Source organism: Streptomyces gilvus (assembly GCF_022513565.1).
Classification (GTDB): Bacteria; Actinomycetota; Actinomycetes; order Streptomycetales; family Streptomycetaceae; genus Streptomyces; species Streptomyces gilvus.
Genome location: NZ_JAKWBE010000010.1, coordinates 93,978 through 110,566, shown reverse-complemented (window position 1 = coordinate 110,566; position 16,589 = coordinate 93,978). Strand labels below are relative to the sequence as shown.

Here is a 16,589-nt window from a genome sequence, read left to right as displayed (position 1 = left end):
CGACCGGTGAGGTGGGTGACGGTGGCAAAGGGCAGCTCCGGATTCGTGTTCGGGCTCACCGCGGCGGCCTTGGCGACGGTCTCCTTCCTCGCCTACCAGGCCTCCGCGACCGTCCCGGCGGGCTTCTCCGTTCCGCAGGCCGCGGCCTCGGCGTCCGCCTCCCAGGCGCCCCGCGTCGACCCGAACCCCGCCGCGCTGCCCGCCGGCACGGGTACGGGTGAACGGGTGGTGTACTCGGTGGACGCCGGCCGGGTGTGGCTCGTCGACGCGCGCGGGCGGGTGCTGCGGACGTTCACGGTCACCCCCGGAAGCCTCGCCCCGTTCCCCGGCACCTACCCGGTCACCTCCCGCTCCAACTCGATCACCGGCACCGACGGCACCCCCGTCGAGCACGTCGTCCGCTTCACCGCCGTGGACGGCGTGGCCATCGGCTTCAGCGCGGCGGTCGGGGTGACGAGATCGGAACCCGACACGGACGTCCGCACGGGCGGCATCCGCGAGTCCCGCACGGACGGCAACGCGATGTGGCAGTTCGCGACGATCGGAGTCCCGGTGGTCGTCATCCGCTGACGTCACGGACCCCGACGGGCGCGATCCGGTGCCGGTGGACCCGGCCAGACATGATCGGGTGCCGGTGCGGACCCCGGCAGGCGTGATCCGGTGACCGCGCGGACCCCAGCGGGCGTGATCCGGTGACCGCGCGGAGCCCAGCCATCACGCTCGCCCGAACCCCGTCACCCCGGCGCCCACCGTCCGCTGACCGTGTTCACCCCATCGGGTAGGTCTCGTGCGCCCCGCTCGCTCTTCGGTCGGTCAGCCACTTCGACGCGTAGGACACCGCGGGGGCCAGGGCGAGCAGGCGGCAGTCGGCGGCGCCCACGGGGCCCCGGGTCACCGGCCGTTCCGGCAGTGCCTCGTAGGAGTCGCCCAGGGCCGGGAAGACGGAGGCGTCGAAGTCCAGGTCCCGGTACTGGTGCCAGCGGCGGCCCCCCGGGCCGTCGGCCACCGCGCAGCCGTAGTCGCGCGTGGTCTGGCCCGGCACGCGGTACTCCGCCAGATGGAAGGCCGTGCAGACGGAGTAGTCCACGCCCAGCAGCAGGATCCGCGCCTCCAGCTCCTCCAGCCGGGCCAGCGGGGAGTCCTCGCCGAGGTGGCAGTCCAGGGCGTGCCCGCCGGTGATCCGCGCGGCCGCTGGTCCGAGCGCGGCGAACGAACTCTGCGGATGGCCGCTGCGCAGCGCCCCGGGGCGGGTGCGCACCTCCTCGGGCAGGACGCCGACCCCGAAGCTCGGCGTCCGGGCGGGATCGAAGGGGGGCAGGGAGGCACGCAGCCGCGGCCACTCACTGGCCGGCACGGCGTAGCCGCGGGTGACGGGCCAGCGGGACGGGTCGGTGTTGTCGGGGGTCTGCGTGTAGACGACGAGGGTGCCGTCCGCCCCCAGCACGTCCAGCAGGGAGTCGGCCACGGCTCGTGCTCCCCCACGCACCGGCCCGAGGGCCCGCAGGGAGGCGTGCACGAGCAGGATGTCACCGGGGCGGATTCCCAACTCGCGCCAGTGGGCAGCCAGTTCCGCACGATCGAGGGGACGGGGAGAGGACGTCATCGCAGGGCATCCTGCCGGACGTCGGCCACTCGGCGCAGGTCGCCCGGCAGCAACTCGTCCCACAGCAGCTCCAGATCACGGCGGGCGGCCTCGACCGGCGGATCGCCGGGCAGGCCGCCCTCCAGGAACTCCCGCAGTCCGACGTCCCCGCCCCGCGCCATCGTGTACGGCGGCACCGCGTGCCGGGTCAGCACCAGTGCCCCGGGCCCCTGCGCCGCCCCGGACGCGAACAGGCGTCGTACGTCGTGGAAGTGGCGCTCCTGCAGACCGCCGACGTCGATCACCCTGGCGTCGGACGGCACGGGAGTGCCCCGCTCCAGCTCCAACGGGACGGCGGCGCGGTCGTGCACCAGGACGTGGGCGGCCGCGTACAGCAGGGTCTGCTCCTCGGCCGTCGCGCCGCCCTTGCCGCCGAGCCGCTCGAGCACCTGCGCCCGCTTCTGCGGGGTGAGGGTGCGCACCAGGTCGTCCAGCGCGGCCAGGAGATCGGCCGGGGTCCGGGTGCCGTAGATCCCGTAGCGCCCGGGGACCAGCAGCGAGAGCAGTCCGTCGAGGCACCGGGCGAGCAGGCCGGTCTCCTCGGCCACCGCGGAGGCGGTGAGGCCGTTGATGGGGCAGCCGAGGGAAGCGGCGAGCACGACCTGGAGGTGCAGGGCACGGTGTCCGGCCGCCGTCAGCCGTGCCGCCATCCGCACGGCCGGCAGGACATAGCTCAGCGCGCGCAGCGGAACCTCGGTACTGGCGCCGTACACCACCCGCAGCACCAGCGGGGCGCGCACGGCCTCGCCGACGGTACGCAGCAGCGGCTCCAGGCCATGGCTGGGCAGCCCTCTGAGGTAGCACGCCTGCCGGGTCCGGGCCCCGATGACCGCGTCCAGCAGGCGGGGACGCAGCCGGTTGAGCTCACACGTCTCCAGGACGTCGGTGCCCGCGGGGAGGGTGTCCAGCGCGCCGCGGACGTCCCCGTCGGTCAGGGTGTGGACGTCCTTGCCGCGTCCCAGGACAGGCACCCCCCGCATGATGGCAGTGAGCAGGTTCGCCTGCTTCTTTCCCAGGGACTGCTCCCCGACCGGCACGTTGTGCATGGTACCTGACAATTCGCCAATAAAGCATGAATGGTTACGAGTTGATGGCGGGGATTCTGCCACGGCCGGTCCCCCGTCCTCGTGAGAAACTGGATTCAGGTACGCAAGCCACATACCGGGGGATGAGATGGTGTCCGTGTACCGCTATGCCGTCAGCTACGTGCGCGGCAGGGACGAGGCCTGGGTCGCGAGATTCCTGGACGAGCTGAGACGGCGTCTGGACGCCACGGACGGACCGGTCTTCGACCGCGTCGTCCCACAGCCCGTCTCCCCGCCCGTCTCCCCGGCCGAGCAGAGCAGGACGTACGGCGTCGAGAGCGCGGACGTCGTGCTGGCGCTGTGCAGCCCGGCGTACTTCAACGAGGGCCCGGCCCACCGCGACTGGGCGGTGCTGGCGCTGCGGCGCAGTCTGGGACAGGCGAGGACCGGGACCGCGCCACAGCCCGCGCTGCCCCTGGTCTGGGAACCGGTGGAGCGGCGGCTGCCGGGGCCGGTCGCCGCCGCCGACACCTTCTCCGCGGGCCAGCCGCCCGAGTACCGCTCATTGGGGCTGGCCCTGATGACCATGCAGGCCCCGCGCTACCGTTCGGCGCTGGACCGGGTCCTGGACGGGATCGTGGCCCGGATGACGGCGATGGCCGCGGGCTCGGCCCCGACACCCGTGCTGGACGACCGTACCGCCGGGAACGCGCCCGACGCCCTGGCGGCGGACGACGGGTCCTTCACCGAGCAGTTCCGCAAGGAGGTGGCGCCGGCCCTGCCCGCGATGCCGGTGGCCCGCGCACTCGGCGTCCGCGCCGGCCGGGACGCGCCGGAGCCGGACCGTGACGTCCCCGCGGAACTGCTGCCGGAGCTGGGGCGGCGCATCCTGCTCGTCGGACCCACGGGCGCCGGGCACAGCACCGAGCTGGCGCGGCTCGCCGCACAGGCGCTGGACGACCCGGGACGGGGACCGGCGGGCGCGGGCCGGGCGCCCTGGGGCTGCCGGACACCGCTCGTGCTGTCGGCGCGCTCGGGGGCGCTGCCCCGGCTGGACGGCATGGTGCCGACGCTCGCCCCGCTGTCCGCCCCGCAGGAACCGGCGGGCTGGGTGGCCCGGCAACTGCGGTCCGGGCGGGCCTTCCTGGCCGTCGACGACCTGGACGCGGTGCCCGAGGGCAACCGCGCCGCCGTGTGGGACCACCTGCTGCGCCTGCTCGACGCCCATCCCAAGGCGCCGTGTGTCATCGCCACGAACGGCACCGGGGTGCCCTGGGCCCGCCTCGGGGACGCCTTCCGGGTCGTCGGGCTGCGGCCCCTGTCCCCCGACGACGTCCACACCCTGCTCGCCTCCCTCACCTCGGCGGCCCCCGAGGACCGTCAGGCCGGTACGTTCCTCGCCGACCGGTTCGCCACCGACCCGCTGCTCGTCGGCGTCGCCCGCCGCCCGGCCGCCGTCCCGGCGCTGCTGCGGGCGGTGCGCCGGACCGGGCGGCCGACGCCGGTCGCCCGGCACCGGCTGCTGCGGGCCGGTGTCTCGGCGGCGTGGCGGCGGACCGCGGAGGAACCGGCCGGCTCGTCCGACCCGGCCGTGCCCGGACTCGTCGCGCGTCAGGTGCCCGACAGTGTCCTGCGGGCGGCCTCCGGCCGGCTGGCGGTCGCCACGCTCGGCGTGGACGCCTCACGGATCCCGCTGCGGACCGCGCTGAAGGCGCTGCGCGACCCCGGCGCCTCCGACGCGGCCGCCCCCGAGCGGCTGCTGGCCGCGCTCGCGGACCGGGCGGGCGTGGTGTTCCGGCCCGGCCCGGACACCGTGGCCTTCCCGGGCCCCGAGGTCAGGACCTTCCTGGCCGCCCACCACCTGGCCCACGCGCCGGGCATGAGCCCCCAAGAACTGGCCGGCCGGGTCGGCCGCCATCCCTCCCCCGAACTCCGCGAGCTCCTGGACGAGTTGCGGGCCGCCGAGTCGGACCAGGACACCGCCCGCAGCGTGTTGGCGCCGCCCGGACGGCCGCCCCGGCGGCTCACCGCCCTCGGCCCCCGTCCCCGGCCTCCGGAGCGGCGGGTGCGCGTCCGGTCGTCCGCCCAGGTGCGCGCGCTGCTCCGGGCCGGCACCCCCGTGCCCGAACTGTGCTGCTCGGGCCGGGTCGACGCACTGGCCGAGGCGCTGCCACGGCTGCCCGGGCTGCGCTCACTGGTCCTCACCGACGACCCGGAGCTCGTCGCCCTGCCCGCGCTGACCGGGTGCCGCTCGCTGCGGTCGGTACGGATACTGCGCTGCCCCAACCTGCTGGATCTCAGCGCGCTCGAGTCCTCGCCGGTCATGTTTCTCGACATCGACCCGTGGCCGGACCTGCCGTTGCCGGAGGGCCTGCGCCGGGCGCCCTGGCTGAGCCGGGTGGACGTGACGACCGGCGGCCCGGGCGCGCTCGTGCCCGGACCGGCGGCGCCCACCGGCTTCCCGGAGGTGCGGATACGGCGCCGACTGGGATGCTGACGCTTCGTCACCCGTGCCCGCCGCAGGAGAGATTGGCCGGCGGAGTACTGGCCGCGCGTGCCATGGGGAAGAGAGCAACGGGGTAGGCCGGAGATCTGTGCCGACATCTGATCCGACATCTGATCCGGCATCTGGTTTGACAAGGGGGACAGTAGGCTTGATCAAGCTTTTCGACCCGGCCGGGGAGTCGGAGTGGCCCGCGGACGTCACCCGCGTACCCGCGCGTGACACGGCCCGCCTCGACGAGCAGGTGTACCTCTTCGACGACCGGACCGTCCTGGCCGTCAACGTCGCCCTGGCGTCCGGCCGTCCGTTGCTGGTGCTCGGCCCGCCCGGCTCGGGCAAGTCGACCCTGGCGCCGAACGTGGCACGGCTGATGCGGCTGCGCTACTACGCCGAGGTGGTCACCGCCCGCACCGAACCGCACGACCTGCTCTGGCGCGAGGAGGCGTTCCGCCAGCTCAACGACGCCACGCTGGGCCGGCTGAAGGGCGCCGGTTCACGGTCCTACGTCCGGCCCGGCCCGCTGTGGAAGGCGCTCGACCCGGCCATGGACGAACAGTGCCCGCCCGCCTTGCGCGACCGGCCCGCGGTGGTCCTGATCGACGAGATCGACAAGGCCGACCCCGATGTCCCGGACGCCCTGCTCGATCCGCTCAACAACCTCCGCTTCATGGGCCCGGACCGGCGGATGGTGACGGCGGCCGAGAGCGCGGGGGCGCCGCTGGTGGTGATCACGAGCAACGAGGAGCGGGAGCTGTCGGCCGCGTTCCTGCGCCGCTGCATCCTGCTGAAGCTGGAGTCGCCGGACCGCGGACACCTCCTGAAGGTCGCCCGGTTGCACATGGGGGACGACTACGACGAGGCGCTCACCCTGGAGTTGGCCGAGATGTTCGAGAGCGAGTCGGTGGCGGCACGGCCGGCGGCGAGCACCGCCGAGTTCCTGGACACGCTGCGGGCCTGCCACCAGATGGCCCTGACGGCCGGCTCTCCGGAGTGGCGGGCCGTCGCGGAACTCGCCATGGTGAAGGGCACGCCCGACACCTCCGCCTACGCATGAGCCCGGGCCCGGCCCGTCTGGGGGATCTGCTGCGCGCGGCCCGTGTTCTGGGGGTGTCCGATCCGGACGGCATGACCACCCTGGCCAGGGCCATGGGCCTCGCGCTGCCCTCGGCGACCCGTGCCCCGTCCGCGCCCACCGGGGACGCGCCCTCGGCAGACCCCTCGGGAGCCGCGCCCGCCGGCCGGGGCCGAGCTGCTGCGGCGCCCCCGCCACGACCACCGCGCGGCGCCGGCGACCCCCCGGGCCGGACGGACAGGACCGATGTGAGGGCAGGCACCACGTCCTCGCGGCCCGGCCCCGGGCCTGGTTCCGCCGCCGGCCCCGCGAGCGCGCCGGGACGGCTCCCCGAACCGGACACCCGCCCGCCCACCGGCGGTTCGCTGCTCCTGGTCCGCGAAGCCCGGCCGGCACCGGACGCGGCGGCGGGCCGACAGCTGTGGCGCGAGGGCGTCGTCCCCGACCCCGGGGACGACGACGCCGAGACGCTGCTCGGCCACACCGAGGCGTTCGACGTGCCCTGGGCGACGGCCCCACCGCTGCCCGCCTCGCCGTGGAACCCGCAGACCGAGCGGGCGATCTTCCTCGCGGTGGCCAGCACCTACCGGACGGGACGGGCCGTCGACCACGTCCGGCTCGTGGACCTCGTCGTACGCAGTCTCGCGGGCGGCCGTCCCGCCCGGCAGCGGGTGCCCTACCGGCGGCGGCCCACCACCCGGGCCGGGGCGCTGCTGCTGATCGACCGCGGTGAGTCGATGCGCCCGTTCCGGCACGACCAGGAGTGGGCGGCCCGGCTCGCGGCCCGGATCCTGCCGCCGGGCGGGCTGCGCGTGCTGGACCTGCGCATCGCCCGGGGCGTCAGCCGGGACCGGGGCCGCACCTGGGAACCCCACCCGGTGCCGCCGCACGGGCAGCCGGTGATCCTGCTGTCCGACCTCGGGCATCTGCAGCCGCCGCTGCCCGGCCGGCACCACTCCTCGCCGGCCGGCTGGCTGCCGTATCTGCGGCGGCTGCGCGAGGCCGGCACCTCCGTCGTCTGTCTCACCCCCTACCCGGCGGAGGAGTATCCGGCGGCCGTGCGGCGGACGGTGGCGCTGGTCCCGCTGGACCGCCGGGTGTCCGTACGGTTCGCCCAGACGGCGGCCCGCCAGGACCCGCGCCGGGCGGGACGGCCCCGATGACGGCGGCGCCCGAACGCAGCGGCGCGTCCCGGCTGATCGCGGAGCAGCGCCGGCATCAGCCCGACGTGGTGCGGCTGGCCCGCTCGCTGTGCCTGGCCGCGCAGGCGGAGCCGTACTTCCTGCGCGGCGCCCGGCTCCGGTTCGCCCCGGACAGCGGTACCGGCCTGGAGGCCAGGCTCTCCTTCTCGCCGCTGGTGGAGGCCGCCGACAGCCGCGCCCTGGTGCTGTACCCGGAGGTGAGCGCGGCGCTGCGGCAGGAGCTGTACGTCCACGACCCCCATCTGCTCGGCTCGGTCCGGGACTTCACCCTCTCGGCGCATCGCTGCGCGCCACCCCTCGTACGCGGCTTCGAGGAACTGCTGTGGACGGCGACCATCGGCCCGCCGCCCGCCGAGACCGAGGTCGAACGCACCCTCACCCCCCTGTTCCGGCAGGTGCTCGCCGAGGGCTCCGCCGCCGCCGAGGCCAGTCGCTGGATCCTGCACTTCCTGCCCCGGCTGCCTCAGGCCGTACGGGAGTCGTTGCCGGCCTGGCGGCTGCGGGTGATGGCGGCGGAGCGGCTGGGCATGGAGCCGCCGCCGGGCCTGGTGAGCCGGGCCGACGCCGAGGAGATACGGACGGTACGGACGCTGGTCCACAGCGAGGTGGACATCGGCGTCCGGGCCGAGCCGGACGGCCTGACCCTGAGCCGCCCCCCGGAGCGCGACGCCCTGGTCCTCGGCGCGAGCGGGGCGGGCCGGGTGCGGCTGCGGCTGCGCGGCGCGCTGCCGGGGGCCGCCTGGCACGACCTGGACCTGTACGACGGCGAGCACACCACCCTCGCCATGGGCGTGGCCGCCGAGGCCCGCGCGGACGGAACCGTGCTGGCCGCGCAGGCGGAGCTGGGCGGCACGCTGCTGTGCGCCCGGGCGGGCCACCGGGCCGCCCTCGCGACGACCGCGGACGGCCGTACCGTGCTGCGCCTCGACGACGGCGAGTCGGTGCTCTCGGTCGACCTGCCCGCCGAGCCGCAGCTGCTCGCGGTCGCGGACGCGGGGCCCCCTGCCACGGCGGTGGTCGGCGACAAGGGGCTGCACGTGGTGACGACGGCCGTGGACGGGACCGCCGACGCCGTCCTGCATCCGTTGGCGGTGCGGCCGGCGGCGGTGGGCTGGTCCCGTACCGCCGAGCGGGGCGTGCTCTGCCTGGCCAGGGGGAACGAGGTGCTCCTCGTCGACGACGGTGACCCCGGCCGGATCCTGGGCACGCTGTCGCATCCGGCGCCGGTGCTGCGGCTGTGGTGCTCCGTGCGGGCCGGCCTGGTCGCCGCGGCGGACGCCGAGGGCGGCGTGACGGTCCACCAGCTGACCGCACGCCCTGGCACGAGAACCATTCGGTGGCCGTCGGGCCGGGAGATCACCGCGCTCGGCGGAGACCCCCGGTCCGGGGCGGTGGTGTGGGCCACGGCGGACGGGTGGGTGCACGGGACGACGGAGGGCGGCCCGGACGCTGCCGACACCCTGCTGGGCATGCTGCCGGCGCCCGCCGTCTCCCTGGCGCTGCTCGCGGAGGCGGGGCTGGTCGTCGCCGCGGACGGCGGTGCCCGGCTGCTGCGCCTGGACTGGCCCGGGGGCGGCCCGGTCACGGCGGTGCCCCTGCCCTTCCGGGTACGGGAGGTCCATCCGGCGACCGGCGAACTGCTCCTTGTGTCGGGGCACGGCGGCGAGGTGGAGATCCGCGCGGAGAACGGCCGGACCCATCTGCTCACCCCGGGACCGATGCCGCCGCCACCCCACCCGGCGGGCCCCGACTGGCTCCGGGACAGCCTCGGAGTGGTCCTGCCCGCGCTCGACCCGACCCTCCCCGCCGGGATCCGCCGCTGGGGCATCGGGCACGTCTGCGTGCCCGCCTCCCTCCCGCCGGGCTCGCAGGAGTTCACCGCGCTGCTGACCCAGGCCCGGCAGGAGGGGCTGCGCGTGCTGGCCGAACTGGCGCCCCCGCACGGGGACTCCGCTCAGGGCGAGCTGCTCGGGCGGGCCTACGACCTGCTGGAGGAGCCGGTCGACGGACTCAGGCTCCGCGAAGCCGCCCGCTGGCCGGCCCCCCTCCTCACCCGTCTGCGCCACCTCCTGGACGCCTACCCGGAGTCGGCGCTCGTCACGGAAGGCGCCCCCGGCTCCGCGATCGGCACCGCGCACCTCACCCTCGGCCCGCCCCCGACCACGCCGCCCACCTGGTACGGCGCCTGGGCCCTGCCCGACGCCCCGCCGAGCCCCCGGACCTGTCTCCTCCTGGCCCTGCCGGGCTGCCACGAGGTCCCCGCCTCGTCCCTGACCGAGCCCGGGTTACGGCCGCTCCTCGCGGCCCGCGCCGCCCAACTCGCCCTGCGGCACGGCACGGTCGAGTCGGTGTCCACCGGCACCGAGGCGGTGACCGCCGTCCGCCGCGACCACGCCGGGCAGAGCGTCCTGTGCCTGACCAGCACGGCCGACGACCCGGTCACCGCCCGGATCGCGCTGCCGGACACCACCGAACGGACCGTGCTGACCGAGATCGCCCGGGACGTCTCCGCTCCCCCACCCGACGGACCGGCGGTCCTGCGGCCGTCCGCCGACGGCGCGTTCACCGTCCGGCTCGGCCCCGGCCGCACCCGCTGGTTCCGCGTCCGCACGGACGCCCATCCACCGCCGGAGGACACGGACCCCTTCGCCCCGCCCGCCCGCTGACCGTCCCGCTCCCCGCACGAGGAGTCCCATGCCCGCCCCTCATGTCTTCCTCAGCCGCAGCGAACCCCTGGACTGCGCCTGCAGTTGCTGGCCGGCCCGCCGCGCCATGGAGGAACTGCTGTACCAGGAGGGCTGCGAACCCGTCGTGGTGGACCGGGAGTCCCTGGTGCCGGGGCAGGACTGGATGGAGGCCATATCCGACGGCATGGGCAGCGCGCACGGCATGCTCCTGATCGTCTCCAGCCACGCCCTGCGCTCCGAGCACGTGCAGAACGAACTGGCCATGGCCGAACTGCGCAACCGGCACGACGGCTTCCCGGTGATCCTGCTGATGCTGCCGGAGGTGACCCTCGAAGCGCTGGAGAAGAGCGGCCTCGGCTCCCTCAATCCGAACAGGCGCCAGCTGGTGGAGTGGCCGGGCGGCGACGACCTCGGTTCCGTACGCCGTGTCATACGCCCCCAACTGGAGCTGATGCGCGCCGAGTTGAGCGGGGCCAAGGTGCACCACCGGGTCGTGCACCATCTGCGTGAGGTGGACGCGGAGAGCCTGAGCCGGGCCGGCGCGCTGTTGGGGGTCCCGGTCGAGATGCTGTCCCTGCTGATGCGTCACCGGCTCGCCTCGGGCCTGCTGGCGGAACGGCCGAGCGAGCCCGGGGCCGACCCGCTGCGCGCCGCCCTCACCGAACTGCTGCCCCTGTCCGGGCCGGACGCCTCCCGGGAACTGATCCAGCTGAGCGTGACGCACGCCCGGGTGCCCGCGGTGGAGGCGGAGCGTATCCGCGGGGTGGCCGGCGACGGCTCCCCGCGGGTCGCGGTGCTGCCCGCGCGGTCCACGGAGACGGCACGCCGGTACGTCCACCGGGCCAGCGAACAGCCCCTGCCCTGGGACCACTTGGTCGTCACGCTCAGCGCGGGCGCCGGGGTGCTCGGGGACCTGGTGGAGCACATCGGGGAGGAACTGCTCAAGGAGTTCGACATCGAGGACGAGGAGATGCTGCGCGAGCACGAGCAGGACTTCGGCCCGCTGGTGGTGATCGTCCCGCACGCCCCGGACCCGGACCTGGTCAGAGCGCTCGACGCGGCGTACCCGGTCGGCCTGCTCTTCCTCTTCGTGGTGGACGGCGAACTCCTCGGCGCGACCGGCACGCACACCCGGCTGGACGGTCTGTCCGCCTCGCGGGAGGAGGAGATGAACCGCACCGTGCGGCGGTTCGTACGCAAGTACGGGACGTCCCTGAGCAACTGACCGCCCCGGCACGGGACCGGGGCGGCTGCCGCACAGACCTCGGATCAGGTCGGAGGCATCTCCAGGTCGAAGTCGACGCGCCTGCGGTCGCTCATCATCCGGACCGTGGGGTGGTCGTGGCCGAACTCCCGCTCGGCGGACTGGGTCGCCCTGCCGAGCTCCGCCGGGCCCTCGTCGTCGCCCATCAGGGTGCGGTCGAGGGCGACGTTGTAGTCCGCGCACAGCACGCGGGGGTGGTGGTTGCGGTAGAGGGCGCGGTAGGCCTCGCGGGCTTCCTCGTCCTCGCGCAGCGCCTCCTCGTGCCGGCCCAGCGCGGACAGCACACCGGCCCGGTTGGCCCGGCAGGCCACGGTGGCGGGGTGGGAGGCGCCCAGCCGCTCGACGAGGAGGGGGAGCGTCTCGTCGGCGAGTTCCGTCGCGCGCTCGGTGTCGCCCTGGTTCCTGAGGATGGCGACCAGGTTGGAGGCGGCTGCCAGCGTGAAGGGGTGCTGCGGGCCCAGGCGCTCGCGGTAGCGCTCGAAGTTCCGCTTCCCGAGGTCCAGTGCCTCCGATCCCCGCACCGGATCCAGCAGGGACAGGGCGAGCAGGTCACAGGCGAGATTGGCCGTGCACGACATGGTGTCGGGATGGCCTTCGCCGTAGCGCTGCCGGTACACGTTCAGGGTGGAGCGCGTCAGCGCCTCGGCCTCGTAGAAGTTGCCCATGCGGCGCTGCGTCACCGCGAGGGACGCGTCCGTGCGCAGCACGTCGTCCGCCTTCTCGTTCTTCAGCAGGTGGACGAGTCGTTTGCGGATCTCGAAGAGCAGGTCGAGGGAGCCCTGGTAGTCACCCGTCTCCCGGCGGTCCAGTGCCACGTTCGTCGCGAAGGGGGCCCAGGTGAGCATGTGTGACAGTCCCAGCGTCTGCCGGGACCGCTGGTACGTCTCGGTCGCGCGTTCCAGGGCCGCCGAGGGGTCGCCGGACAGAATGAGCGAGACGCCGAGATTGCTCGCGGCCCGGAGCGTGTCCTCGTGGTCGGGGCCGAAGTGCGGGCTGTTCAGGTACAGCTCGTAGGTCCTGCGGTCGACCGCGTACGCCTCCTGGTAGCGGCCGAGGCCACGCAGGTCGCCGCCGTAGTTGCGGGCCGTCACGAGCGTGTAGCCGTCGTCCTCGCCGAGCTGTTCGCGCTGGCGCTCGAGTGTGTCCTCGTCCAGGGCGTGGGCCTCCTCGAAACGGCCGAGGGAGCGCAAGGGGTTGGCCACCTGTGCGGCCAGTCGCAGCTTGAGGTGGTGGTCCTCGCCGAGCGAGACCTTCCAGATGTCGAGCGCCTTCTGTCCCAGCGCCGCGGCGGCGCGGTGGTCCCCGATCCGCCACTGGTTGCGGACCTGGCGGATGACCCACTCGCAGACCCGCGCGTCGGTGTTGAGCATCGCCTCGGAGGGCTCCAGATGGGGCAGCAGCTCCGCGAACCGCTGCTGGACCGTCGGATGGTCCTCCGGGAAGGCCGCCGAGGGCAGTGCTCCCGCCAGCACCAGTTGTGCCTGGCGCCGGGTCCGCTCCTCCCGCTCGGGATCGTCCCGCAGCCACTCGCGCACCGCGGCCTGGACCAGTCGGTGGATCTGGATGGAGCCGCTCTGCTGATCGACGGTGGCCAGCGCGTACCGCCCGAGGTCACGGATCAGGTAACCCATCACCATGGCATCGAGCACGGAGTCGTCCCCGGTCTCCTGGGCGAGCCGGTTGCGCATGGCGTCGCTGTAGAGGAGCGAGTGGGCGATCGGCTCCGGGGAGAGGAAGGCACAGAGTTCGAGGAGCCGTACCGCCGCGGGGCGTTCGCTGCCGAGGCGGTCGACGGTCAGCCGCCAGACCGCGAAGAGGGACTCCCGCTGGCTGTCGCCGGTGCTCGCCGTCCCGCTCAGCACCGAGCTGGCCTGGCTCCTGACCCGGTCGAGGTAGGTGTCGAGCGGCATGGCCGTCTGACGCAGCCAGGCGGCGGCGATCTCCATGGCCATCGGGAAGTCGCCGAGCGTGTCGGCGATCCGGTCGGCGTCCTCCGCCGACAGTCCGTCCACCCTTCGGCGCAACAGGGCGATGCTTTCGGACCTGTTGAAGGAGTCGACCTCCATGGAGGTCTCGTACTCCTGGTGCGGGGACCGCCGGGCGGTGAGGATGACGTGTCCCGGCCCCTCTGCGGGAAGGTACCGCTCCACCGGCGTGTCTCCCTCTTCCGTGTTCCAGCTCTCACCGTCCGTGGCCTGGTTTTCCGTGACGTTGTCGAAAACCATCAGCCAGCGACCATGATCGCCGTTTTTCAGCGCATTCATCGTCGCCTGGGCACGTTCGTCCACCGTGTCGCCAGGAACGCCCAGCTCAAGACCGAGTTCCGCGAGCAGCTGCGGAATCCGGTTGGGCTGTTCAGCCGGGATCCAGTGCACGAGGTCGTACTGCGAACCGTAACGGTGGACGTACTCCTGCGCGATCTGAGTCTTGCCGATTCCGCCGAGTCCGTAGAGGAAGACCTTGCCGACCGGTGTGTCCGGACGCAGTGACTCGGCGCTCAGCTCGGTGCGCAGCCGGTCCAGCTGTACGTCGCGTCCGATGAAGGTGTTGTTGCGGCGCGGCACGTTGAAGATCCGAGGCACCAGGCCCGGATAGGCGATGCCCTCGGCGACCGGGGGCGACGCGGGCCCCTCCACTTCGAGGATGGCGAAGACCTTGCTGAGAGCCTGTTCCTCGGATGCGTCCACCAGGGTGAATCCGGGCAGCCCGCGCAGCGCCGGCTCCGGCTGGTGCTCCCGGGTACGCAGCCCGATGATCCTGGGCCCCTCGGGGGCCGCCACCAGGGCGCGCACCTCGTCGGCGACCGGTGTGGCGGAGAAGTCGGGCGAGAGCAGCGCGATGACCACGTCGGCCCCGTCCGCCGGGCCGCTGGACAACGGCAGGGACGGGCTGCTTCCGCGCAGCGCCACGGCGATCCCGGCGGACTGCAGCTGGGCCGCGAGCCACTCCGCCCAGGCGCCGTCGCGCAGCGCGAAGTCGACCCGCACCCGGGGCACCAGACGCCCTCCGGGTACCGGCACCCGCTGGAAGCGGGCGAGCAGTTGCCGGCGCACCGGTTCCTTGACCGGCTGCAGCGCCGTGACCTGCCCGTCGGTGATCACCGAGGTGAGACGCTCGTAGGCGCCGAGCAGCGAGGCGGGCTGGCGGGGCGTGTCGGCGACGGTGGCCAGGACCTCTTCGTAGGCGAAGAACGGCTTGTACGGGATCTCCACCGCGCCCCAGTAGGCGTCGGGGTCGGCCGCCCGGGGAGTGTCCTTCAGGAATTCCTGGAACCGCCGCCGGGCGTGCCCCCGGCTCACCGCGAGCTTCTCCTGCTCGGCGTCCTCCACCCGCATGGGCACGGGGAAGATCCGCACGTGCGGGGCGGCCCGCCGGACGTCCGCGGCCACGCTGGCACTGCCGTCCACCGACTGGGTGTTGAGGGTGAAACAGTTCACCAGTACGTCCGGCATCAGCACCGTGGTGATGCCGGAGGTGTCGCTCCAGCCCGTGCGGCTGTCGATCAGGGCGTAGTCGTAGTTGCGCCGCATGTCCTCGCGCAGGGCGCGCAGGAAGGCCGCGCCGTCACGCTGCTCGTAGAAGCCCTTCCAGTCGTAGGTGTTGATCATCTCGGAGTACTCGGGCGTCTTGCGTCCCGGGGAGATGAAGTCGACGTAGCCACCGCTGTCGAAGCTCAGGGCCAGGGTGGAGGCGAACCGCTCCACCCGCGCCTGCTGGCTGTAGTCGCCGCCGGCCGGCCGGGGCCTGGCCATGTCGAAGCCGCGGATGAGGTCGATGACACCGGGAGTGGAGTCGAGTTCCGGATCGCCGAGGAACGGCGCGAAGTAGCGGTGCAGGCCCGGCGCCTCCAGGTCCCAGTCCATGGCGAGCACCCGCTTGCCGTTGCTGGCCAGGATCCACGCCACGTTCGCCAGTGCCATGGTGCGGCCCGTCCCACCCTTGAAGGAGTAGAACGTGACGATGGTGCCGGACTCGCGGGCGCCGGCGTCACCCGAGTCGAACGTCATGACGAGTACCTTCCGAGCAGGGGAAACGTATGGGGGACGTCGGTCGACGTCGCCGGCGGCCGGACGGCTTCCACCGATGACTTGAGCGCCTCGTTCTGCAGGCGGACGAGCACCTTGCGCAGGGAGGACGTGAAGCTCTCCGCGTCCGGCAGCCCCCAGCGCTCGTACTCGCTGTGCCGTCCGCGCAGCAGAGGCAGCGTGCGGTCCAGCAGGTCGTCGAGGGTGACCGCGCGTTCGGTGGACTCCGTGTCGTCGCGGGCCCGGGGTTCGAGCGCCGTGGTCGCCTCGGGAGTCCGCCCGTCGACGGCGGCCAGGAGCCGGTGCTTCTCCCCCAGCATGGCCACCCACGCGTCCACCAGCAGCACGACGAGCTGTTCGGGGTCCCGCTCCCGGCTGATCCGGTCCACGGTCTCCTCGTCCAGCGGCAGCACGGTCGCGCTGAGGTCCAGCGCGGTGGCGGTGTTCTTCACCAGCGAGACCAGCGCCTCGTGTTCCCCCGGGGCGTAGGGGGACCACTGCAGGGCCGTCTTCCCGTAGTACTGACGCGAGTGCCGCTCAGCGGGCGCGTCCTGCTCGGTCATGGACGCCATGACGAAACTGACGGACTGGCCACCCGCCGGGGCGGACGCGCCGACGGGCGCGTGGCTGCCGGCCGCGTCGAACCCGTGCACCTCGGGGAGCTGCTCGGCCGCGGCGACGATACGGTCGGCGATCGCCTTCAGCACCTCCTCGTACGCCGGCCGGTACCGCGCCTTCAGCCGCAACAGGTGCAGCAGCCCGTCGCGCTGGTAGGCCTCGGATCGCACCCGCAGGGGCGGATACGGGGCGACGGCGTCCAACGGGTGGGCCGGATCGGGCTCCCACATGACGGGGATGACGGCGTCGACACTGCGGCCGGTCCTGGACCGGTGCACGTTGAGGCGCCGCTGGAAGTAGGACCACTCGGCCAGACAGTACGACTGGCTGAAGTAACGCGGCGAGTGCAGCGCCACCAGGACGGTGGACCGGCCGAGCAGATCCACCGACACGTCCGAGGACAGCGGCTCTCCGCGAACGCCGACGGTCTCCGGAGGCCGGCCGGTGCGCCCGGCGACGACCGTGCAGAGGTCGAGGTAGAACGACGCCACCCACTCCTCGTCGACCGTGCGGACGTGGCTCAGATAGAAGTGGTTCACGATGGCTCCAGT

Annotated in this window: 10 protein-coding genes; 6 read left to right on the top strand and 4 right to left on the bottom strand. The window is 73.8% G+C overall.

Annotated features, from left to right (window positions below):
* Positions 1–21 precede the first annotated feature (21 nt).
* A complete protein-coding gene (locus tag MKW14_RS17680; RefSeq protein ID WP_240863486.1) occupies positions 22–570 on the top strand; it encodes a hypothetical protein in 549 nt (182 codons plus the stop codon).
* 196 nt (positions 571–766) lie between these two features.
* Here MKW14_RS17680 and MKW14_RS17675 read toward each other — a convergent pair whose 3' ends face one another.
* Positions 767–1,603, bottom strand: a complete 837-nt coding sequence (locus MKW14_RS17675) for an AAC(3) family N-acetyltransferase (protein WP_240863485.1) — start codon at positions 1,601–1,603, stop codon at positions 767–769.
* Positions 1,600–2,688 carry a hypothetical protein gene (locus MKW14_RS17670; RefSeq protein ID WP_240863484.1) on the bottom strand — a complete coding sequence of 363 codons (1,089 nt, stop codon included), beginning with the start codon at positions 2,686–2,688 and terminating at the stop codon, positions 1,600–1,602. The genes MKW14_RS17675 and MKW14_RS17670 overlap by 4 nt, the downstream gene beginning before the upstream one ends.
* Before the next feature lie 127 nt (positions 2,689–2,815).
* On the opposite strand from MKW14_RS17670, the gene MKW14_RS40925 reads away from it, so the two are divergent.
* From MKW14_RS40925 to MKW14_RS17645, 5 genes are all read left to right on the top strand, one after another.
* The gene (locus MKW14_RS40925; RefSeq protein ID WP_276621008.1) at positions 2,816–5,164 is read left to right on the top strand and encodes a large ATP-binding protein; all 2,349 of its coding nucleotides are present in this window, start codon (positions 2,816–2,818) and stop codon (positions 5,162–5,164) included.
* A 157-nt stretch (positions 5,165–5,321) separates the two neighbouring features.
* Positions 5,322–6,224, top strand: a complete 903-nt coding sequence (locus MKW14_RS17660; RefSeq protein ID WP_240863483.1) for an AAA family ATPase — start codon at positions 5,322–5,324, stop codon at positions 6,222–6,224.
* Positions 6,221–7,405 (top strand): hypothetical protein, encoded by a 1,185-nt coding sequence (locus MKW14_RS17655; RefSeq protein WP_240863482.1) that lies wholly within the window; start codon positions 6,221–6,223, stop codon positions 7,403–7,405. Before MKW14_RS17660 ends, MKW14_RS17655 begins: the two co-directional genes overlap by 4 nt.
* Positions 7,402–10,110 carry a hypothetical protein gene (locus tag MKW14_RS17650; RefSeq protein WP_240863481.1) on the top strand — a complete coding sequence of 903 codons (2,709 nt, stop codon included), beginning with the start codon at positions 7,402–7,404 and terminating at the stop codon, positions 10,108–10,110. Before MKW14_RS17655 ends, MKW14_RS17650 begins: the two co-directional genes overlap by 4 nt.
* A 28-nt stretch (positions 10,111–10,138) precedes the next feature.
* On the top strand, positions 10,139–11,356 hold the full coding sequence (locus tag MKW14_RS17645; protein ID WP_240863480.1) for a toll/interleukin-1 receptor domain-containing protein: 1,218 nt from the start codon (positions 10,139–10,141) through the stop codon (positions 11,354–11,356).
* 44 nt (positions 11,357–11,400) lie between these two features.
* Here the strand turns inward: MKW14_RS17645 and fxsT are convergent, their stop codons facing one another.
* Positions 11,401–15,402, bottom strand: coding sequence for an FxSxx-COOH system tetratricopeptide repeat protein (gene fxsT / locus MKW14_RS17640; protein WP_240863479.1), 4,002 nt, complete (start codon positions 15,400–15,402; stop codon positions 11,401–11,403).
* Complete coding sequence (gene fsxC / locus MKW14_RS17635; RefSeq protein WP_240863478.1) at positions 15,399–16,577, bottom strand: FxsC protein; 1,179 nt, start codon at positions 16,575–16,577, stop codon at positions 15,399–15,401. The genes fxsT and fsxC overlap by 4 nt, the downstream gene beginning before the upstream one ends.
* Positions 16,578–16,589: the final 12 nt, after the last annotated feature.